The organism is Flavobacterium sp. ASV13 (assembly GCF_000745775.1).
GTDB lineage: Bacteria > Bacteroidota > Bacteroidia > Flavobacteriales > Flavobacteriaceae > Flavobacterium.
Genome location: NZ_JQJY01000004.1, coordinates 84,842 through 106,195 on the forward strand (window position 1 = coordinate 84,842; position 21,354 = coordinate 106,195).

General features: G+C 32.3%; 23 protein-coding genes. 20 read left to right on the forward strand and 3 right to left on the reverse strand.

The features are described from left to right. Nucleotides 1-223: 223 nt before the first annotated feature. The 8 genes from GQ47_RS10980 (at nucleotide 224) to GQ47_RS11020 (ending at nucleotide 6,976) form a co-directional block, all read left to right on the forward strand. Nucleotides 224-1,951, forward strand: coding sequence for a M14 family metallopeptidase (locus GQ47_RS10980; RefSeq protein WP_035649340.1), 1,728 nt, complete (start codon nucleotides 224-226; stop codon nucleotides 1,949-1,951). A gap of 128 nt (nucleotides 1,952-2,079) precedes the next feature. Further along, on the forward strand, nucleotides 2,080-2,574 hold the full coding sequence (locus tag GQ47_RS10985) for a hypothetical protein (protein WP_035648381.1): 495 nt from the start codon (nucleotides 2,080-2,082) through the stop codon (nucleotides 2,572-2,574). A gap of 235 nt (nucleotides 2,575-2,809) precedes the next feature. After that, complete coding sequence (locus GQ47_RS10990) at nucleotides 2,810-3,049, forward strand: hypothetical protein (RefSeq protein WP_035648384.1); 240 nt, start codon at nucleotides 2,810-2,812, stop codon at nucleotides 3,047-3,049. A gap of 3 nt (nucleotides 3,050-3,052) precedes the next feature. Then, nucleotides 3,053-3,526 carry a hypothetical protein gene (locus GQ47_RS10995; protein ID WP_035648387.1) on the forward strand — a complete coding sequence of 158 codons (474 nt, stop codon included), beginning with the start codon at nucleotides 3,053-3,055 and terminating at the stop codon, nucleotides 3,524-3,526. A gap of 375 nt (nucleotides 3,527-3,901) precedes the next feature. Further along, on the forward strand, nucleotides 3,902-4,303 hold the full coding sequence (locus GQ47_RS11005) for a hypothetical protein (protein WP_035648392.1): 402 nt from the start codon (nucleotides 3,902-3,904) through the stop codon (nucleotides 4,301-4,303). After that, nucleotides 4,300-5,295 carry an energy transducer TonB gene (locus GQ47_RS22875; RefSeq protein WP_051951485.1) on the forward strand — a complete coding sequence of 332 codons (996 nt, stop codon included), beginning with the start codon at nucleotides 4,300-4,302 and terminating at the stop codon, nucleotides 5,293-5,295. Before GQ47_RS11005 ends, GQ47_RS22875 begins: the two co-directional genes overlap by 4 nt. A 43-nt stretch (nucleotides 5,296-5,338) precedes the next feature. Next, entirely contained in the window at nucleotides 5,339-5,842 is a 504-nt protein-coding gene (locus GQ47_RS11015) for a hypothetical protein (RefSeq protein WP_035648395.1), read from the forward strand. A 231-nt stretch (nucleotides 5,843-6,073) separates the two neighbouring features. Next, entirely contained in the window at nucleotides 6,074-6,976 is a 903-nt protein-coding gene (locus GQ47_RS11020) for a hypothetical protein (protein ID WP_035648396.1), read from the forward strand. 50 nt (nucleotides 6,977-7,026) lie between these two features. Here GQ47_RS11020 and GQ47_RS11025 read toward each other — a convergent pair whose 3' ends face one another. Then, nucleotides 7,027-7,629, reverse strand: coding sequence for an NUDIX hydrolase (locus GQ47_RS11025; RefSeq protein WP_035648397.1), 603 nt, complete (start codon nucleotides 7,627-7,629; stop codon nucleotides 7,027-7,029). 7 nt (nucleotides 7,630-7,636) lie between these two features. Between GQ47_RS11025 and pyrE the strand changes: the two genes are divergently transcribed. The 3 genes from pyrE (at nucleotide 7,637) to GQ47_RS11040 (ending at nucleotide 9,701) form a co-directional block, all read left to right on the forward strand. Next, complete coding sequence (gene pyrE, locus GQ47_RS11030) at nucleotides 7,637-8,281, forward strand: orotate phosphoribosyltransferase (RefSeq protein ID WP_035648398.1); 645 nt, start codon at nucleotides 7,637-7,639, stop codon at nucleotides 8,279-8,281. Nucleotides 8,282-8,387: 106 nt separating this feature from the next. Beyond that, on the forward strand, nucleotides 8,388-8,780 hold the full coding sequence (locus tag GQ47_RS11035; RefSeq protein ID WP_035648399.1) for a hypothetical protein: 393 nt from the start codon (nucleotides 8,388-8,390) through the stop codon (nucleotides 8,778-8,780). A 261-nt stretch (nucleotides 8,781-9,041) separates the two neighbouring features. After that, entirely contained in the window at nucleotides 9,042-9,701 is a 660-nt protein-coding gene (locus GQ47_RS11040; protein ID WP_035648402.1) for a hypothetical protein, read from the forward strand. 55 nt (nucleotides 9,702-9,756) lie between these two features. Here GQ47_RS11040 and GQ47_RS11045 read toward each other — a convergent pair whose 3' ends face one another. Beyond that, nucleotides 9,757-10,497, reverse strand: coding sequence for a biotin--[acetyl-CoA-carboxylase] ligase (locus GQ47_RS11045; protein ID WP_035648404.1), 741 nt, complete (start codon nucleotides 10,495-10,497; stop codon nucleotides 9,757-9,759). A 93-nt stretch (nucleotides 10,498-10,590) separates the two neighbouring features. Here GQ47_RS11045 and rsfS point away from each other — a divergent pair, with 93 nt between their 5' ends. The 8 genes from rsfS (at nucleotide 10,591) to GQ47_RS11085 (ending at nucleotide 17,341) form a co-directional block, all read left to right on the forward strand. Next, a complete protein-coding gene (rsfS, locus tag GQ47_RS11050; protein WP_007809313.1) occupies nucleotides 10,591-10,962 on the forward strand; it encodes a ribosome silencing factor in 372 nt (123 codons plus the stop codon). A 15-nt stretch (nucleotides 10,963-10,977) separates the two neighbouring features. Further along, entirely contained in the window at nucleotides 10,978-12,903 is a 1,926-nt protein-coding gene (gene ftsH, locus GQ47_RS11055; RefSeq protein ID WP_035648406.1) for an ATP-dependent zinc metalloprotease FtsH, read from the forward strand. A gap of 114 nt (nucleotides 12,904-13,017) precedes the next feature. After that, entirely contained in the window at nucleotides 13,018-13,623 is a 606-nt protein-coding gene (locus GQ47_RS11060) for a lactate utilization protein B/C (protein ID WP_035648408.1), read from the forward strand. A gap of 1 nt (nucleotide 13,624) precedes the next feature. Further along, nucleotides 13,625-14,515, forward strand: a complete 891-nt coding sequence (locus GQ47_RS11065; RefSeq protein WP_035648411.1) for a phosphatidate cytidylyltransferase — start codon at nucleotides 13,625-13,627, stop codon at nucleotides 14,513-14,515. Continuing rightward, on the forward strand, nucleotides 14,505-15,158 hold the full coding sequence (locus GQ47_RS11070) for a phosphatidylserine decarboxylase family protein (RefSeq protein WP_035648413.1): 654 nt from the start codon (nucleotides 14,505-14,507) through the stop codon (nucleotides 15,156-15,158). The genes GQ47_RS11065 and GQ47_RS11070 overlap by 11 nt, the downstream gene beginning before the upstream one ends. Then, nucleotides 15,158-15,427 carry an acyl-CoA-binding protein gene (locus tag GQ47_RS11075; protein WP_035648415.1) on the forward strand — a complete coding sequence of 90 codons (270 nt, stop codon included), beginning with the start codon at nucleotides 15,158-15,160 and terminating at the stop codon, nucleotides 15,425-15,427. The genes GQ47_RS11070 and GQ47_RS11075 overlap by 1 nt, the downstream gene beginning before the upstream one ends. A gap of 7 nt (nucleotides 15,428-15,434) precedes the next feature. Next, nucleotides 15,435-16,217 carry a superoxide dismutase gene (locus tag GQ47_RS11080; protein ID WP_035648416.1) on the forward strand — a complete coding sequence of 261 codons (783 nt, stop codon included), beginning with the start codon at nucleotides 15,435-15,437 and terminating at the stop codon, nucleotides 16,215-16,217. A 65-nt stretch (nucleotides 16,218-16,282) separates the two neighbouring features. Next, a complete protein-coding gene (locus tag GQ47_RS11085; RefSeq protein ID WP_035648418.1) occupies nucleotides 16,283-17,341 on the forward strand; it encodes a glycoside hydrolase family 130 protein in 1,059 nt (352 codons plus the stop codon). Between the two features lie 56 nt (nucleotides 17,342-17,397). Here the strand turns inward: GQ47_RS11085 and GQ47_RS11090 are convergent, their stop codons facing one another. Beyond that, complete coding sequence (locus GQ47_RS11090; protein WP_035649346.1) at nucleotides 17,398-19,266, reverse strand: alpha-amylase family glycosyl hydrolase; 1,869 nt, start codon at nucleotides 19,264-19,266, stop codon at nucleotides 17,398-17,400. Between the two features lie 375 nt (nucleotides 19,267-19,641). Here GQ47_RS11090 and GQ47_RS11095 point away from each other — a divergent pair, with 375 nt between their 5' ends. After that, nucleotides 19,642-21,285, forward strand: coding sequence for an OstA-like protein (locus GQ47_RS11095; protein ID WP_051951486.1), 1,644 nt, complete (start codon nucleotides 19,642-19,644; stop codon nucleotides 21,283-21,285). Nucleotides 21,286-21,354 lie beyond the last annotated feature (69 nt).

Genomic DNA, 21,354 nt, shown 5'->3' on the forward strand with positions numbered 1-21,354 from the left:
TCAGGTTTTCTTTGTTTCAAGTTATCTAACCGCAAAGCACACAAAGGTTTACGCAAAGTTCGCCAAGTATATGTTCAAAGCCTTGCGAACTTTGCGTTTTTTTTAAAGCTTTATATAAAAAACCTTGCGCACTTTGCGGTTAAAAACACAACGCATATCAACCTGAAACTTGAAACCTGAAACAAAAAAAAACTTATATTTGAATCCTATTAAAATTAAACTCATGAAACTTTTTACCCTTCTCCTCTCCCTTTTCACCATTACCATTTTCGCTCAAAACAACAAAAAATACGATACGTTTTTCGAAAAAGGAAACGGAAATCAATCGGCTTCTTATCAGGAAACTATAGCTTATTTTAAAATGCTTGCTGCTGATTTTCCAACCATTCAAATGAAAGAAATGGGATTGACGGATTCTGGTGAACCATTGCACATGATCACTTTTAATCCGGACAAAGAATTTGACTTTGATAAAATTCAGAAAACCAAAGCCGTGCTTTTTGTAAATAATGGAATTCACGCTGGAGAACCAGACGGAATCGACGCAACAATGCAATTTTACAGAGATTTAGCAACCGGAAAGATGAAAGCACCAAAAAACACCGTTTTGGTTACAATTCCGGTTTATAATATTGGCGGAGCTTTAAACCGTAATTCTACAACGCGTGCGAATCAAGATGGACCCGAAGTTTATGGCTTTAGAGGAAATGCAAGGAACTACGATTTGAATCGTGATTTAATGAAATCGGATACTCGAAATACGAAGAGTTTTGTGGAGATTTTCCAGAAAATAAATGCCGATGTTTTTATCGATAATCACGTAAGCAACGGTTCTGATTATCAATACAAACTGACGTATATTATGACACAACATAATAAACTCGGAACGATTTTAGGCGATTTTATGAATAACGAAATGATGCCGGCCTTGGTAAAAGATCTTCAGAACAAGAAAATCGAAACGACGCCTTATGTAGATTCGTTTAAAGATACACCAGACAAAGGTTTTGGACAATTTGTTGACAGTCCGAGATATACTACGGGTTACACTTCCCTATTTAATACTATTGGTTTTGTTGTAGAAACGCACATGCTGAAAAAATATGCCGAACGTGTAAAAATGACCTACGAATACATGAAATCGACTTTGGATTTTACCGATGCAAATTATCAGAAAATCAAAGAGCTTCGTGTAAAAAATTTAGAGCAATATCAGCCTAAGAAAAAATACACTTTACAATGGGAAATGGATAGCACTAAAACGACCAAATTCTCTTTTCTAGGCTACGAAGCAGGTTACAAAAAAAGCGAAGCCACAACGGGAGATCGTTTATACTATGACCGAAGCAAACCTTATAAAAAAGATGTTCCGTATATCAAAGAATTTAAATCGGCTAAAGAAGTTGTGATTCCTACGGCGTATATAGTTCCGCGAGGTTATTGGAATATTATTGATCTTTTGAAAAACAATAATATTACGTTTCGCCAGCTTAAAAACGATACAATTATAGAAGTTGAAAGCTACAAAATTGCTGATTTTAAAACGGTTCCGTCAGCTTACGAAGGACATTATGCGCACCGAAATACAACGGTAACTTCTAAAATAGTCAAAATGGCCTTCGCCAAAGGTGATTATTATGTTCCAACAAACCAAAAAGGCGTTAAATATTTAGTTGAAGCTTTTGAACCAGAAGGTGTTGATTCATTTTTTAACTGGAATTTCTTTGATCCAATTTTACAGCAAAAAGAACATTATTCGGAATATATTTTTGAAGATACTGCTGCACAACTTTTAAAAGATAATCCAGCTTTAAAAGCGGAATTAGAAACCAAAAAACAAAACGATCGCGAATTTGCTAAAAGTTCTGAAGCGCAATTGGATTGGATTTATAAGCATTCTGTTTATTATGAGAAGGCGCATTTGCAGTATCCTGTTTATCGAGTTTTGTAGATTTTTTTATCTTATAAATGCTAATCCTTAAAAGCTAAATTTGTTTAATTTGAAATATGGTTTTCCGTAAAAGCATTTTATTATTAGTTTTTAAATTTGAAAAATTAAAAATATAAACAATAGTAATTATGAAAAAAACATTACTTATTTTAAGCATTTTCTTTCTAATAATTTCATGCAAAAAAAGTAAACAGGAAAATCTTAAAAATGAAATTGAAGATAAAATCACAACAAATTTAAATGATCCAAGTAGTTATGAGTTTAATTATATACATTTAGATTCTTTAGTATACATGACAAATAAAGAGGAAATTAAAATAATTTTAAATGATATTCAAGATCTTAACAAAAAAACCGATTCAAAATCACAAAAAACATTATCCTTTTTAGAATCAAAAATGGATTTTTTAAAATTATCGAATAAGAATAAGTATTCGGGATTTTTTTCATTTAGAGCTAAAAATAAATTCGGAGCTAAAATATTAGCAGAGTATGCTTTTGAGGCTGACAGCACATATAAATTAATATACTTGAAAGATAATATGGGAGACACAATATATAAAGACATACAAGTAATAATTGAGGAAAATAATAAATTACTTAAAGAAGCCAATAGTAAATAAAAATATCCCGTTAGCGCGGATTTGCAATCCGTGCCCGCAAAGTGAAACAATATCAAAATGCAAAAAACTGATATACTTTGTGGGCACGGATTGCAAATCCGCGCTAACGTTATGGTTACTTAATAATTAAGAAATAATTCTTTTTTACGTCTTCCCGTAACTATATTCAACTTCAACATTCTATATTTGAATTTCAAATATAATTACCCAATTCTAACCTGCTTAACCAAAAACTATGAATAACCAAACCGGCGACACTATTGTTGAGGGAATATTTTACGGATTAAATTATTTGGGAGCACTTTTTCACTGGCTCGCTTTCTTTGGGAGAAAATCGTTTCAAAAAGCGCTTGAAAGCGGTTTTATAAACTCAATTATTGGAGTTCTTGTCCTCGTTTTGATTGTTCTTTTCTTCAAAAATGAAGTTTTACATTTAATCCTTTACCTAATCAAAAAATACCTAAATCAAAACTAAAAAATGAATCCACAACCTTCAAGAAATTCATCTTCAGGAAACTCATCTTCAGGAAGCCCGAAACCTTTTGCTATTATAGGTTTAGTATTTGCCATTATTGCTTTTCTTTTTTCCATGATTCCATGCATTGGATTTTATGCCGTTGGACCGAGTTTATTTGCATTGGCTTTTAGCGGAATTTCATACGCTGGCTTAAAACAAAGAAACGAAAACACTTCTGTTTCACTTGCAGGTTTGATTGTTGGAGCTGCTGCCATTTCAATTGGAGCTTACCAATATTATGAATATCAAACTGTTTTTGAAACTAAAGCCGAAATCGAACAATCGCTTAACAATACTGAAAAACATGTTATTGATACGATTCAAAAAAAGGTTTTGGAAAAAGTGGGAGAAAAATTGGAAGAAGAACTAAGAAAAGATTCGATACAAAAAGCCAAAAATGATTCTATCCAAAAAGATTCTATTTCAAAAAAATAAGGAATATCATTTTTTTAATCTTTTGATATTTGTGGCAATCTTGTTTTTGATTTTCTATTTAAAAACAAATATCATTAGCATTAAATGTCCTTATTCTGAAATTGGAATGAAATGCAAAACCTGCGGACTTACGACTTCATTTCGAAAAATCATAAACAATGATTTTTCTGATTTGAATTTTGGATTCTTGCTATTGTTTATTGCTTTTTTATCGCAATTAATTATAAGGCCGTTGGTTAGTTTTATTTTGCTTTTTTCGGAAAAACCCACATTAATCAGAAATGTTGATATCGCACTTTCTATATTTCTATTTGGATTTGCTTATGCTGAATTGATATAACATATTGTATTTTTTTCTTTTAATAAACCAGCCTGATGAAATTTAAACTCGTATTAATAATCGTATTTGTTATTGGAATTTCTTCATGTAAAAATGAAGCAAAAGAAAACAATCTTAAATCTAATCCAGATAATTCGGGAATAAAACCTGAAAAGGAAACTACATTAAACGATACTTTAAAAACTGATTCTGCAGTTACAGGTTCGTCAAAAAATAATGAGGCAGAAAACAAAAAATTATTATCCGATTTTTTCATCAAAAATGACAAAAAGCCACAATTCTTTTTAATCAATAATCAGAAAGACACAACGATTGTATGCGCTGAGAAAACCAAAATTACAATTAAGGCAAATTCTTTTGTTTCAGTTAAAACAGGAATGAAGCAACAGGAAAAATCAAAATATCGATTAAAGAATATTATTCTATTTCTGATATGATTTTAGGAGGACTTTCAACCACTTCTAACGGAAAATTATTAGAAACCGGCGGTATGCTTTATATTTCTGCAACAACAAATGGCGAAAAATGCGATTTGAAAAAAGGAAAAAATATCGAAATTGCTTTTCCTAAAAAAAACAATAAAGATGGAATGCAGCTTTTTAATGGAAATTGGAAAAAAGACCAGATCAATTGGACTGTCAATAAAAACTCAGTTGATTTAGCACAGACTTTTACTAATGTTGATGAAAGACCGGTATATATAGGTGGAAATGAAGCTTTGTACAAATTTATTGGCAGCAATTACAGAAATTCTGACGAAGAAATTAGTGGCAAAATATATGCTTCTTTTGTTGTAAACAGAGAAGGAAATGTCACTAATATTAAGATAACAAAAGGTTTGAGTAGAAAAGCTGATGACGAATATCTTAGAGTTCTAAAAAAACTTGGAAAATTTACCCCAGGCAAAGTGCAAGGCGTTCCTGTGAACTTTACGTATACTTTGCCAATTACTATAAAATCAGAGGACTCCGATATTTCCAATTCAAGAAATTACAGCAACAACCGCCCTCAAGAACCTTATTCCACAAAAACTGATGAAAATATAAAAGCAGATGAAATAAGTTATTATATGTTCAGTAGTACAAAGCTTGGTTACCTAAATTGCGACCGATTTTTATACTATATTCCATCAATGGTAATTAATTATGGTGTTATTGTCGAAGATGAAAGCAATGTTTCGATCAATATTATTTACCATAGCTTTAAATCTATTATGAAAGGTGAATTGAGTCCTAAAAAAGTTATTTTTTATAATTCGCTTTTAAAAGAAAAAATTACAATCGTTGCTATTAAATATTTTGAAGGCAAACCATTTTTAGCGATTAAAGAAACTACCACGAGTGAAAAATCTGAAAAAGATCTTCAATTTAATCCGGTAACGCCTGAAGAACTGAAAGATGAAATTATAAAACTGAATAAATTCAATTAATCATTTGATTTAAGTTATTTTTAGGCATTAATTTTAAAGAAAAATGGATACTTCGTTTTATCTGGAAAACTTTCAAAAAATAGCAAATCAACTTGATCGTAAAATTCTTGATGAAAAATCAGTTGAGGTTTCTGTAGGTGTTTATTTGGATTCTGTTTTTATAAAATTATATAAAAAATCATGGGCAAATAATCCTCATGAAGCTTTAACAGCTGAATCAAGAATTTTCTTTTCTGTTTGGGTCAATGATTCCAGCATTCAGAAACAAAAAATCATGTATAATATTCATGCCTTAAAGTTGAGAAAACTAAAAGATTATGCTATAGAAAGCCGAAAATTTGCTGAAAAATTTAGAAATCCTTTTGAAAATTACAGCCAAAAATGGCCAAATGTCAGCACAAATTACGGTCCGCTGACTTTAATGGAAGGTTGGATTACTTTAGATTTCGAGAATTATCAGGAAGAAATTTTAAAAATCTGCGGCAACTTTTTGGAGATTGAGCATATAATTGATGCTACTTTGCTTCAGTTCAAATCAATGAAATAGAAAATTACTCGTAAAATGCAGCTTTGCGTGAGGGATAGAGCTAATCCGCCGCCGCGGAGGCGAAAGCCCGACAGCATCCCGATAAAAGGGCGAATAAGCGCAAAGTGAATTAGCCCTTTTATCGGGATGGTGGCACGCCCAACTATTTAAGCTTCAAATTTTAATCATCAATCACAACGCAACCTTTTCAAACTTTTTGTACTATAAAATATAACGCAAACAAAAAGTAAAATGAAAAAGCTAATCGCATTATTTACTGCACTCGCAATTGTTTCTTGCTCTAATGAAGAAATTGATGATTCCAGAACTCAAACTAATCTAAGTTCTATAAGGTTTAATGATTATCATAAAAACTTACTTATTAATTCTCAGGAAATGCTATTTGAAAATGAAAAACTTACAACGGTTAAAAATTTTGACGATACGCATAGTGACTATACTTATAACAACCAAAATCTGGTTTCGAAAATAATTGATTACAATCCCTCAGGAGAAATTTTAGTAACTACAACTTTCTTGTACAATAATGCTGGAAAAATAACAGAAATGAAACAACTGTCAAGTCCGGCAAATGAAGAAAATTTGAATGCAAAATTTGTTTTTACGCATCTTTCTGGAAAAATAGTTTTGACAAAAACTACCGAAAATAATCCGCCAGAATCTCTGGAGATTTTGTTTAATTCGAATAATGAAATCGAAAAACGAACGACATTTTCAGGAGCTTTATTTTACAAATATGATTTTGTGAATGGCAATTTGGAAAAGTATACTCAAGTTGGAACTAACGGAAGCTTAAGTGAACGTTTCACGAATTATAAATATACTAATCTGAAAAATAATTACAGTTACAAAAAATTGCTATATGGCAAAGAATGGAAGCTCAACAGCTATTTAAGCAGTTTTTTAAATTTTAATTCTTCCATCATGATTGACCTTTCTGAAAATTTAATTTCGGAATACAGCGAAACACAGTTTTTTAAAGAATCGAATTGGACTGTTGTTTATACCTCAAAAGCAGGTTACACTTTTGATAATAAAGACAGAATGACAAAAATGACCGAAGTCTTTAGTATGGAAGCTAGCGGAAAAATATCAAATTATAATTCGGAGTTTATTTTTAGTTATAGAGATTAAAACTATGTTCTAAAAATCGTTTTAAATCGCAATTTACTATTGCGATTTTTTTATTTATATTGATTTTCTTCTGCAAATAACAATTTAATATTCTCGTATGAGTTTTTAAGCGCTTCTTTGATTTGCTCTGGGTTTAGCCAGGCAACTTTTTCAATTCCTTCTTCAATTTGTCCGTGTGGTGTTCCTTCAAAATCAGACTGCATTTCAAACCAATGCGTGATTTTGAGTTTGTATTTTCCGTTGCGTTTAAATACGTGATAGGTTTTTTGGAGTTTATTTATAATTCGGAGCTGACCTACGCCAGTTTCCTCCTCGACTTCGCGCATTGCTGTGGCTTCTATGTCTTCACCTTTCTCGATTCCGCCTTTTGGAAGATCCCATTTTCCGTTTCTGAAAATAAATAAAACCTCTCCTTTCTTATTATACACAAAACCTCCGCCCGCTTTATTTACAGGAATTTTGGCTTTAAGGGTCTTCATGATCTCACTTTCATCTGGATGATAAAGAATAGCTTTTTGAATTTTATTTTGAAAAATTTTTATGATAAGCTGTTCGATATCAATACTCTCCAACAAGAACAATTGGAAATCTGTTTCTTTCGAGATTTCATTTGTCAAAAAAAGTGGTTTGTCGTTTACAAAAACTTTATACATTTGTATTATGATTTTTAATAAAGATACTGCCGAAAAAACAGCCGAATTGCTTTTGCAAATAAATGCAATTAAATTGAATCCCGAAAATCCTTTTACGTGGGCTTCTGGTTGGAAATCTCCTATTTACTGTGATAATAGGTTAATTCTTTCATTTCCGAGCATCAGAAACTATGTTCGTGATGAATTTGCTAAAAACATTGAAAAACAATTTGGAAAACCTGATGTGATTGCTGGTGTTGCTACTGGAGCGATTGGTGTTGGAATTTTGGTTGCCGAAAGTTTAGGTCTTCCTTTCGTATATGTGCGTCCGGAGCCAAAAAAACACGGAAGACAAAACCAAGTGGAAGGTTTTTTACAAAAAGGACAAAATGTTGTGGTTGTCGAAGATTTAATTAGTACTGGAAAAAGCAGTTTGATGGCTGTTGAAGCTTTAAGAAGCGAAGGTGCTAACATTAAAGGTATGGCTGCAATTTTTACATACGGTTTTGGTGTTGCCGAAGAAAATTTTAAAGAAGCTAATATTGATTTATTCACATTAAGCAACTACGAAAATCTTCTTGATTTAGCCGTTCAAAAACAATACATAACAGAAGATCAACAATCTACCTTACTTGAATGGAATGCAAGTCCATCAACTTGGGGACAGGAATAAATTCAGGTTTTAAATCGTCGATTTCTGATTTTTAGAATTTACGATTTAAAATTTTGGAATTTAATTTGTTGTCATTCTTTAAAACAAATAAAAAACAAAAAACAATATGAACTTAGAAAGTCCAAAAGTTACAGTTCAGAAATCAGCTCAGGATTTATTCGACCAACTGACTGACGTAAAGAATTTTGAAAAATTAATGCCGGATAACATTGCTAAATTTGAAGTGACTGGCGAAGACGCTTTTATTTTTGGATTGAAAGGTATGCCGGAAATCAAATTAAAAATGAAAGACAAAGTGGCTCCAAACAAAATTGTTTTAGGTGCTGCGAGTGATAAACTTCCGTTTACTTTGACTTCAAATATTGACAGTATTTCTGATTCAGAAAGTGCTGTTCAGTTATTTTTTGAAGGCGAATTCAACGCGATGATGGCGATGATGATCAAAGGACCAATCAGCAAGTTTATCGAAACTCTAGCGAACAATATGAATAAACTTTAATAATGGTAAATTATTAATTGTGAATTATAAATGAAATGCCCGACTAAAATCGGGCATTTTTTTTTTACGCAAATTTTGCTGACCTACTCTACTGTAAAAGAAAAAAAGCTTAGCAACTTAGCATCTTAGTCCCGATAGCTATCGGGATAACATCTTAAAAAAAAAACATTTCATCCGTAAAAAATTACAGTTCAGAAACAAAAATTATTCTCCGTTGAAATATTGATCGAAGTTTGAATCATCAAACTAAAACATATCAAAATGGAACCAGCTATTAAGATTTTAATTTACATTCACGCTTTTTTTGGCGGACTTGGACTAATTACAGGAATTGGAAGTATCGTTGTTAAAAAAGGCGGAAAACTACATAAAAGAATGGGGAAATTATTTTCCATCGGAATGATAACCAGTTCTTTAATTTCACTACCAATTTGCTGGATGCCAAAACATCAAAACATCTTTTTATTCCTTATCGGATTATTTACAATCTATTTAGTTATTTCCGGAAACAGAGCTTTGAGTTTTAAAACAAAAACGAAAGCTGATTTATTAGACAGAATAATCTCGGGAACTATGCTTTTCTTTTCTATAATAATGATTTCAATTGGTTTATACTGTCAGCTAAACAATATTTCAAACGGAATATTATTCACATTTTTCGGCGGATTCGGACTTTTTATGACCGTTAAAGATTTTATCTTTTTCAGAAATTTTTCAGAAACCAATAGAAATTGGCTTTCAAAACACATTGGAAAAATGGTTGGCGCTTTAATCGCTTCAATTACAGCTTACATAGTTGCCGGATTAGGAATTGGCAGTTTAATTGCATGGATAATGCCATCCATTTTAGGCACATTCTACATCATTTACTGGAACAGAAAAATAGGGCCAAAAGCAAAAACAATAATCAATCCGAGTTAAACAGTTTAGTTAAGAAAAACTCAGAATCTTAGCATCTTAGAAACTTAGAACCTTTTTAATAAAGCATTTGAATTTCTTTAATCTCAAATTCTGAAACCGAATCATCTTCAAGCAAAACTTGCAATTTTCCTGTTGATGAAACACCTTGGATAATTCCCATGAAATTTTGCCCAAAATTATCAGAATTAAGATTTTTAAAAGGCATTGGAATACCCTTTCGGAACAATGTGTTATAGTATTCATTCCAAAAAACAGATGCTGAGGTTTCCCAGGAATTGATTTTTTCTTTGATTTTTTCGATAATCAATTCAGGTAATATCATTTTATCAAAAGGTTTTCCTAAAATTACGGCCAAAGAAGAGGCATTTGGTAGTTCATCAAAATTAGTCTGATTAACATTCAATCCCAAGCCAACAACTGACACGATCCTGCCATCACTTTTGATGGTGTTTTCAATTAGTATGCCACCGATTTTTTTATTATATGACATAATGTCGTTTGGCCATTTTATACTTAAATCAGGAATATTTAATGATTTTAGCACTTCAATGACACTTAATGACACTATTAAACTTAAATTAAAAACCTGTTCGTTATCAAACACAAAATCCTTTACCAAGGCACTCATAATTAAGTTTTTACCTGATTCCGACTGCCACTTTGAGCCCATTTGCCCCTTGCCTTTTGTCTGATTTTCAGCCGTTACCACAGTAAAATTATCCAATTCATCCTTGCTTGATATTGCTTTTAGAAAGTCATTTGTAGAATCTATGGCATCGAGTTTGATTAGTTTCATTCAGGTAATTTAAATTAACTTAATTTAATATTTTGTTAAGGTTCAAAAATAATCACAAATTTTGGTAACTTTACAAATTCATAAAAATAATTCATGGCGAAAAAGACTATTAATAATGATGTTCTATTGGCGAACATAATTAAAGGGATTGAGGAAGTAAAAGGAAATGATATCGATATTCTTGACTTAAGAGAAATTGACACGGCTGTATGCGACTATTTTGTTATTTGCAACGGTAGCTCAAACACCCAAGTTAACGCCATTGTAAACTCAATTCAAAAAACAGTATCTAAAGACTTAAAAGATAAACCCTGGCACGTAGAAGGAACCGATAACGCGGAATGGGTTCTGATGGATTATGTGCATATCGTGGTACATGTTTTCCAAAAACACATTCGTGAATACTATAATATCGAAAGCCTTTGGGGTGACGCCAAAATAACTACAATCGAAAACAAATACTAAAGAAAAAATTTTCTAATGGCTAAAGATAATAATCCAAATCCGAATAAATTTAAAATAAGTCCTTGGTTAATATACACCGCAATACTTTTAGTTTTTTTATTTATAAGTTTTGCAACCGGAGGCTCTAACTTAAGCGAACCTGCTCAATTGACTTCTTCTAAATTCAATACGCTTTTAGAAAAAGGACAAATTGAAAAAGTTATCGTTTATAATAAAGCTGAAGCTGAAGTATATCTTACTGCTGCTGCATTAAAAGACAAAGCAAACGAAAAGGTTTCAAAAGATATTTTCAAAAATCCAAACAAAGGACCGCATTATACTTTAGAAATCGGTAACGATCAGATTTTCCAAACCAAACTTGAAAAAGCAGTTGGTGAAGGAAAGTTAAAAGATTTCAATTTTCTTCAAAAAAATAACTGGAGCGATATCTTAATCAGCCTACTTCCTATCATCATCATTATTGGTGTATGGATTTTCATTATGCGTAAAATGTCTGGCGGAGGCGCTGGCGGAGGCGGACAGATTTTCAATATCGGAAAATCTAAAGCAAAGCTTTTTGATGAAAAAACAGATATCAAAACAACATTTAAAGATGTTGCAGGTTTAGAAGGTGCAAAAGAAGAAATTCAGGAAATCGTTGAATTCCTTAAAAATCCTGAAAAATATACAAACCTTGGAGGAAAAATCCCAAAAGGAGCTTTACTTGTAGGACCTCCGGGAACTGGTAAAACTTTGCTTGCAAAAGCAGTTGCAGGAGAAGCTCAAGTACCTTTCTTCTCTTTATCAGGTTCTGATTTCGTTGAAATGTTCGTAGGAGTTGGCGCATCTCGTGTACGTGACTTATTCAAACAAGCAAAAGAAAAATCTCCTGCTATCATTTTCATTGATGAAATTGATGCTGTAGGTAGAGCAAGAGGAAAAAGTAATATGTCTGGCGGAAACGACGAGAGAGAAAATACTTTGAACCAACTTTTGACAGAAATGGATGGTTTTGGTACAAACTCAAACGTAATTGTTTTAGCTGCAACAAACAGAGCTGATGTTCTTGATAAAGCATTAATGCGTGCTGGACGTTTTGACAGACAAATTTTTGTTGACTTACCAGACATTCGCGAAAGAGCTGAGATTTTCCAAGTTCACTTAAAACCAATTAAAAAAGTTGAAGGTTTAGATCTTGATTTCTTAGCAAAACAAACTCCGGGATTCTCTGGTGCTGATATCGCAAACGTGTGTAACGAAGCTGCATTAATTGCTGCTCGTAATAATAAAGATGCTGTTGACAAACAAGATTTCCTTGATGCAGTTGACAGAATCATTGGTGGTCTTGAAAAGAAAAATAAAATCATTACTCCAGACGAAAAAAGAGCAATTGCGATTCACGAAGCGGGTCACGCAACTGTAAGCTGGATGTTAGAGCACGCTGCTCCACTTATTAAAGTAACAATCGTTCCTCGTGGACAAAGTTTAGGAGCTGCATGGTACCTTCCAGAAGAAAGACAAATCGTAAGAACTGATCAAATGTTAGACGAAATGTGTGCTACAATGGGCGGTAGAGCTGCTGAAAAAGTAACTTTTGACCGAATTTCAACTGGAGCATTAAGCGATTTGGAAAAAGTAACACGTCAGGCTCGTGCTATGGTAACAATTTATGGTTTAAATGATAAAATCGGAAATGTTACTTATTATGATTCAACTGGACAAAGTGAATACAATTTCTCAAAACCATATTCTGATGAAACTGCAAAAATTATTGATGCTGAAATCTCAGAATTAATTGAAGGCCAATATCAAAGAGCTATTCAAATTCTTGAGGAAAACAAAGACAAATTGAATCAGCTTGCTGATATCTTAATAGAAAAAGAAGTTATTTTTAAAGATGACTTAGAAACAATTTTCGGAAAACGCACTTTTGACAAAAATCTAGAAGAAGTGGTTTCGTAAATTATTCAGAAATATGTAATATTTTTTAAAATCTTAATTCAAAATAGCCTTTTGAATTAAGATTTTTTTATCTTTGAACGTTTTCAATTAACATGTAAAGTATTTCATATAAAAATGAATTTTTTCAAAAAAATATTTGGTTCAAGTGATGCCGCTTCGGATGAAGAAAATGAAAGCGAATATGGAGGGAATCCTATTCAGAATAGTCATTTATCTATAGACGAACAATTCATTTTTAATTTCAAAAAAAATGGCGGTAAATTTTTGTATTGTGAAAACACACAGGAAGTTGCTGAACAATTTGAAAATATTTTAGAAGAAAATGATTGGTTTGAAAATGAAGTTTTGTGTTATGAACCTGCCCTTTTTCATTTATTAGAAGAAAATAAATTACTTTATATTTCACCTAGAAACCCTAAATTTTTATTAGCTTCCTGCGAAAACTTAATTGCCGATGAAGGTTCTATTTTGTTTTCATCAAAACAAATCAGACAGGACAAACCTAACGAACTTCCTGCAAACATTGTAATAATTGCTACTACAAGCCAGATTCTGCCAATGAAAAGTGACGGATTAAGCGCAATTAAACGCAAATACGAAAGAGACTACCCAACCAACATTACCACTATAAAATATTTCGAAAAGGCAAAAGAGGAAGATTTTACTCAATACGGAAGTGTCGCAAAAAATCTTTATTTACTGCTTTTAGAAGATCTTTAAGATGAACGAAACATTGAAGAGAACCATTTCTGGTGCTGTTTATATCGCTTTACTGCTTACCTCTATTCTGTTTTCTACTGAAAGCTTTATTATTCTTTTTGGAATCTTCTTAATTATTACAATTTATGAATTTTGCAATCTTGTAAGTCTTAATAAAGTATTTTCAATTGTCTTTGGAATTCTGCTGTATTCAACAGTTTTATTAATTAGTCATTACAACAAAGAAACTACTTTATTTCTGAACAAAACCTTTAATTCAGAGTTCGATTTAACTACCAATATTCAGCAGTTAGATTTAGTTTTACTTGCTGTAACAATTGTAGTTTCTATAAAATGTATTTTGTTTTTGTTTTATGATTCAGTTCAAAAAATAAGTACTTCTTCAAAATATTTATATTTATTAGGATACATTACATTACCATTTATTTTTATTGTAAAAATCTCATTTGGAACTAATGATTACAATCCAAAAATTATACTTGGACTATTTATCTTGATTTGGACAAATGATACGTTTGCTTATTTGGTCGGAAAATCAATAGGAAAACACAAATTGTTTGAAAGAGTTTCTCCTAAAAAAACGATCGAAGGATTTTTGGGCGGTGCTGTTTTTGCAGCTTTTGCCGGTTACTTGATATCAAAATTATACATTCAGCCTAATCCCGAGTTTAGCAGCAGATCCATTTTAATCTGGACCATAATTGCTGTAATTGTGAGTATTTTTGGCACCATTGGTGATTTAATTGAATCCAAATTCAAAAGAATTGCTGGCGTAAAGGACAGTGGCTCAATAATGCCAGGACACGGAGGCATTCTAGATCGCTTAGATAGTGTTATATTTGTAGCACCAATTATATTTTTATTTTATCAAATTTTATATTATGTTTCATAAAGAAGGAGGACCATCCATTTTATTAGGTACCGTTTTTGCAGTAGCCTTGATTTTAATAGCTGAAAAGTTCATTGATATTACATGGCTTAGAATGCTAGTTCAAATTTTTGGCGTAGTAGTTTTGATTATTATTTTACAATTCTTTAGAAATCCTAAAAGAATTGCAATTCGCAACAGCGACCACATTCTTGCTCCTGTTGACGGAAAAGTTGTGGTTATTGAAGAAGTTTACGAAGGTGAATTTTTCAAAGATAAACGTTTACAGGTTTCAATCTTTATGTCGCCAATAAACGTACACGTAACGCGTTATGCTATGGACGGAATTATCAAATTCAGCAAATATCATCCAGGGAAATTTTTGGTTGCATGGCATCCAAAAGCAAGTGAAGAAAATGAAAGAACTACAGTTGTAATCGAAAATGATACTTTCGGAGCTGTTCTTTACAGACAAATCGCAGGAGCTTTGGCAAGAAGAATTGTAAATTACGCTAAAGAAGGAATGCAGGTTGTTCAGGGAACTGATGCCGGTTTCATTAAATTTGGTTCAAGAGTAGATTTATTTTTACCTTTAGGTACTCCAATTGATGTGGTTTTAGGCCAAAAAGCAATTGGTGGAAAAACAATCATAGCTACAAAAGCTTAATGACTGAAAAAGATTTAGATACACGTTTTTCTGAAGCTGTTGAAGCTGCAATGCATATGACTCAGGCATCATTGCCACAAGATGTGCAGTTAAGGCTTTATGCGTATTATAAACAAGCTACTTTTGGAACGGCAGTTTATAATCAATCACAAAATTTTGATTTAAGAGACGCATTCAAAACAAATGCATGGATGCAAATAAGTCATATTTCAATTGATGAAGCGAAAGAAAATTATATCGAAATCATTAATTCACTAACATCAAAATAAATTAATTATGAAGACAAACATTACTCGTTTTGGCATTCTAGCTTCATTTTTTGTATTATTTTCTTGTAACGATAGCAATAAACTGACTGAAGTTGTTGAGGTTCCTTTACCAACTAAAGAAGAAAAAATTACTATTGGATCTCCTGATGAAGTAACGGTAGCGCCTGGCTCGTTTGGGCTTACAAAATTACCATTTTCTTATGATGGATTAGCTCCCGATATCCGTTCTCTTACTTTAGAAACACATTATTCAAAACATTATGTTACCTATACGAATAATCTAAATAAAGAAATTCTTTCAACCGAGTATGAAAATATGCCGATTGAGGATATCTTAAAAAAGATGGATCTAAGTAATGCTAAACTTCGTCAAAATGCTGGTGGATATTACAATCACACTATGTATTTTAACTTACTGACGCAAAAAGAACAAACTCCAAAAGATACACTCGCGGGATCTATAAATAAAGAATTTGGCTCTTTTAACAATTTAACAAATCAGTTTAAAGGACAGGCCGAAAAGCAATTTGGTTCTGGTTGGGTTTGGCTGGTAGTTGACCTATATGGAAAGCTACAAGTAACAACAACAGAGAATCAAGATAACCCATTAATGAAAAACGCTGTGATTCGCGGAACTCCAATTTTAGGAATCGATTTATGGGAGCACGCTTATTATCTTGATTACCAAAACAGAAAAGGAAGTTATATTGATGCTTTTTACAAACATATAAATTGGGAAAAAGCAAACGAAAACTACAAAGAAGCTTTGAAAAAAGTTAAAAAAGTATAATTAAAGAGCTGATACTAAAATAAGTATCAGCTTTTTTTATAACTTAATGTTCTGATTTAAAGAACATGAAAGATATCGCTAATCGATTTATCGAAAATCCGCTGCTGTCGCCTGCAGATATTCCTCCAAGCAGAGAAGGATTAGAAATTACCTGCCTATTGAATCCCGGAGTATTTCAATTTCAAAATAAAATATGGCTGGCAGTAAGAGTTGCAGAAAGGCCAAAACAAATTGAAACCCTTATATCGTTTCCAATTTTAACTGAAACTGGCGCAATTCAAATTATAGAAATTTTAAAAGATCATCCCGAATTAATTGCTACAGATGCCCGCGTTATTAATTACCAAGGAATTGATTACCTGACAACATTGTCGCATATTAGATTATTATGTAGTGATGACGGAAAACATTTCTATGAACCGGAAGATTATCCACATTTAGTGGGAGAAGGAATTCTGGAAACTTTCGGAATTGAAGATTGCCGTGTTTCTTTAATCGAAGGCAAATATTATCTAACTTTTACCTCAGTGTCGGGAAACGGCGTTGGAGTTGGTTTAAGAACTACTACAGATTGGAAAGTTTTTCAAAAACATGGAATGATTTTGCCTCCGCATAATAAAGATTGTGCCATTTTTGAAGAAAAAATAAACGGATTATTTTATGCATTGCACCGTCCAAGCAGCGTTGATATTGGCGGAAATTATATCTGGATCGCTTCCTCGCCTGATGGCATTCATTGGGGAAATCATAAATGTATTATCAAGACGAGAAAAGAACTTTGGGACAGTCAGCGTGTTGGTGCCGGTGCTGCACCTATAAAAACAGAAAAAGGCTGGCTGGAAATTTACCATGGAGCCAATGAACATCATCAATATTGTCTGGGCGCTTTTTTAATGGATCTTGAAAATCCTTCAAAAGTAATTTCAAGAACTGAAGATCCAATTATGTATCCGAAAACAGATTACGAATTAAGCGGATTTTTTGGAAATGTTGTTTTTACAAATGGCCATATTATCGCGCCAGATGGAGATACTCTAACAATTTATTATGGCGCTTCGGATGAATTTGTTTGCGGCGCTCTTTTTTCAATTAAAGAAATACTATCACTTTTAGTAGATATATAAAAAACTGGTTTAGAAATTAACTTATCCTAAACCAGTTTTTCATTTAAATTTTCAAATTAATTTACTTCATAAATAAACGATTCCGAAGGCCCTATTTTTACTAGCGCTGTTCCTTCTCCATTTTTTACGGTAAAATACGTTTTGCTTTTTGAATATAATTTATCTACCAGTACATAAGAACCGTCTTTCAATTTCCATTTTGAAATAACATCAGCTGGAACTTTTAACTCAAATTCACTTGTTTTTTCTGAAGAAAAATTAGTAATAATAATCAGTTTTTGTTTTTCAGACCAACGAACATACGAGTAAATCAATTCGCCATAACTATTATTTTGACGATTTACAGATTGTATTTCCTGAAAACTTCCCATCAAAGCCGAACTCTTAATCGAAAAATTTAAAAGTCTTTTATAAAAATCGCGCAAGCTTTTCTCTGAATCAGATAATTTTCCTCCATCAAATTTTCCGTCATTCATCCATTTTTGATGATTTGGAACTCCAATATAATCAAAAATTGAAGTTCTGGAGCGCTTTCCAAAACCAGCATCCTCATTTCCAGCCTCTCCTACTTCTTGTCCAAAATAAATCATTGTTGGTGAAGTACTAATCGTTGCCGAAACAACCATTAAAGGTTTTCCACGTTCCGGAGTTCCTGCAAATTCAGAACTTGCTAAACGCTGCTCATCATGATTATCCAAAAAATGAAGCATATGATGTTCAATATCTGACATTCTATTTTGAATATCTGACAAACCATCTGGCGATGATTTTCCTCGAATTACATCTTTTAATTTATCATATGTTTCTACTTTATCATACAAATAATCCATTTTTCCTAAACGAATATAATTTCGATATTCATTCGGGTTATAAACTTCTGCCAATAAAAAAGCATTTGGATTCTTCATTTTGATGGCAGAATTCATGTAACTCCAAAATTCATACGGAACCATTTCGGCCATATCATAACGAAAACCATCTACACCTTTTGCTGTCCAATACAAAGCAATATCCCTAAATTTTTTCCATGAGCTTGGAATATCTTTATCTTGCCAAAAAACAAAATGTTCTTTATATGATTTTTGATCATATCCTGCTGGAAGCTCAGGAAAATCTTTGGAACCGTCTGGGCGAACACCATAATTCACTTTTACTGTTTCATACCAGTCGTTTTGATCCGGTTTTGCTTTTCGGGAGCCGTTTCCTGTCCATTTTGCTGGGTTTTCTGCAAATTTTCCATCAATAAGCGGATTTTTTTCTCCGTTTAAAGGAACATCGTTATCTGGAATTTCAAAAGGAGAATTTGGGATATAATAGAAGTTATTATCTCTTTTATATTCAACCGAAACATCATCATTAGCACCAAAATCACGCACGCCTTCCGGATTGTTTTTCCCTTCATATTTTCTGGCAATATGATTCGGAACAATATCAATAATCAATTTCAAGCCTGCTTTGTGCGTGCGATCAACTAATGCTTCAAATTCCTGTAATCTGTTAGCTGGATTTTCTGCCAAATCTGGATTTACATTATAATAATCTTTTACTGCGTAAGGAGAACCAGCACGGCCTTTAACCACTTCAGGATCATCATTTGAAATTCCGAAAACAGTGTAATCACGAACCAATGCATGATGCGGAACGCCTGTGTACCAAATATAAGTTACTCCTAAATCCTTTATTTCATGAAGCGCTTTATCTGTAAAATCATTAAACTTTCCAACGCCATTTTCTTCAATTGTCCCCCATGGTTTGTTTGTCGTATTTTTATTTCCAAACAAACGTGTAAAAACTTGATAAACTACAACTTTATTCGTTGGAGCATTTTCTTCTTTTGCCGTACTCATTTTTAAATCTTTTGTTTTGCATGCCGAAAAAAGCACACTTGCTACCATTCCTGCAACAAAAATTCGTTTATTTATCATATTCTTTATATAATCAGTCTTTTTTGAGATTTCAGAATAAATTTGGCTTCTAAAACCATTTACTAAATTTAGTCTAATTTTTAAAACTGAAATAAAACTGATTTCAAATTGTTTTAAAATCACGAAAAAATAGTTTACTACAACGTGAGAGTTTGATGTTTTGTTGATAAATTCAAATAAGGTTCAAAGTGACAAAGGTTCAAAGTGACATAGATTTTAAAATCAGAAAAACTTTGAACCTTTGTCACTCTGAACCTTTGTACCTAAAAACTATAATTTAATCCTAATAACAATCTAAGGTTGTATCCTTTTTCATAAATTTGACAAAAATTTAATCAATTGAAGAAATCACTCTTTTTCATATCTTTTTGTCTGATGTTCTTAACTGCGCAATTTGGTTTTGCACAGGCATCAAAAAATAAGCCGGGAGCTAAAAAAATCATTATAGAGAATGCTGACTTTTCTGATGTCAACCAAGAAATAGCGCCAGATGCAGTTTTATTAACTGGAAACGTAAAAATAAATCACGACGGAGTAGTTTTAACTTGTAATAAGGCTTATTTTTTTCAGAAAGAAAATTATTTAAAAGCTTTTGGAAATGTGCAATTGGTCCAAGGTGACACTTTATATTTAAACAGTAAATACGCTGAATACAACGGAAATTTCAAAAAAGCTTTTGCGACGGGAGATGCCGTGATGACTTCACCAGATGCAACTTTACAAACGGATACGATTAATTTTGACCGAAATGTTCAGCAGGTTTTTTACAACACCAAAGGAACAATCGTCAACAAAGACAATACTTTAGTAAGCAAATCAGGGCGTTATTTTGTTGCAGAGAAAAAGTTTCAATTTTTGACTGAGGTAACAATTACAAACCCTAAATATGTTATCAAATCCAATCATCTGGATTATTACAGCAACTCTGGACATACTTATTTACTTGGCCCTTCGACAATTACAAGCAAGGCCAATTATATTTATACTGAAAAAGGTTTTTATGATACCAAAAAGAACCTCGCCCACTTCCTCCGAAAATCATACATAAAATACGATGACCGACGCATTGAAGGTGATAGTTTATATTATAACCGAAATACCGAATTTGCATCGGCGACTCGAAATGTAAAAATAACCGATTCGATAAATCGTGGTATTGTTAAAGGTCATTATGCTGAGATTTTCAAATTGAAAGATTCAATGTTTATAACCAAAAGAGCTGTAGCTGTGAATTTTGTTGAAAATGATTCTGTTTACATTCATGGGCAAAAGTTAATGGTGACCGGAAAAGAAGGCGAAAGAATTTTGAGAGCATTCAAAAATGTTCGTTTTTATAAAACAGATATGAGCGGTAAATGTGATTCTATTCATTCGAACTCAAAAACGGCATTGACAAAATTGATTGGAAATCCGATTTTATGGAGTGGAGAAAGCCAAATAACCGGCGATGTCATGCATTTAATTGGCGATAATAACACTAAAAAAATAGATTCTTTGAAAGTGCTCAACAATACTTTTCTGATTTCTAAAGATACCTTGGGCACCGGATACAATCAAGTAAAAGGACTTAATTTATTTGGAAAATTTAAAGACGGAAAGCTTCATGATGTAGATATAGTCAAAAATACCGAAGTTATTTATTATAGTCGAAATGAGCAAAATGAGCTTGTCGGAATTGATAAAAGTGTCAGCAGTAAAATTAATCTGATTTTAGAAGATAATCAAATTGAAACACTAACACTATTTAACAATGTAGACGGTGATTTATATCCTGAAGCAGACTTACCCGAAAATGCTCGTAAACTGCGAGGAATGCGTTGGCGTGGTGATGAACGTATTAAATCTAAAGACGATATTTTTACCGCCGAAGATAATGAACTGAATGAAAAATTAATTCAGGAAGGAAAAGATCAGGAAGAAAAAGATAAAAATGTACCTATGAAAGTCAGGAAAGAGACTTTGAATTATGACAAGAAAAAACCGACTGTGAAGACAGAGGCAAAACCTAAGAAAAAATAATTTTCAGTCGTAGTTTTCTATTTACAAAACTTAACCTAAGCCTAAAATTAAAACCTTAGAACCTTAGTA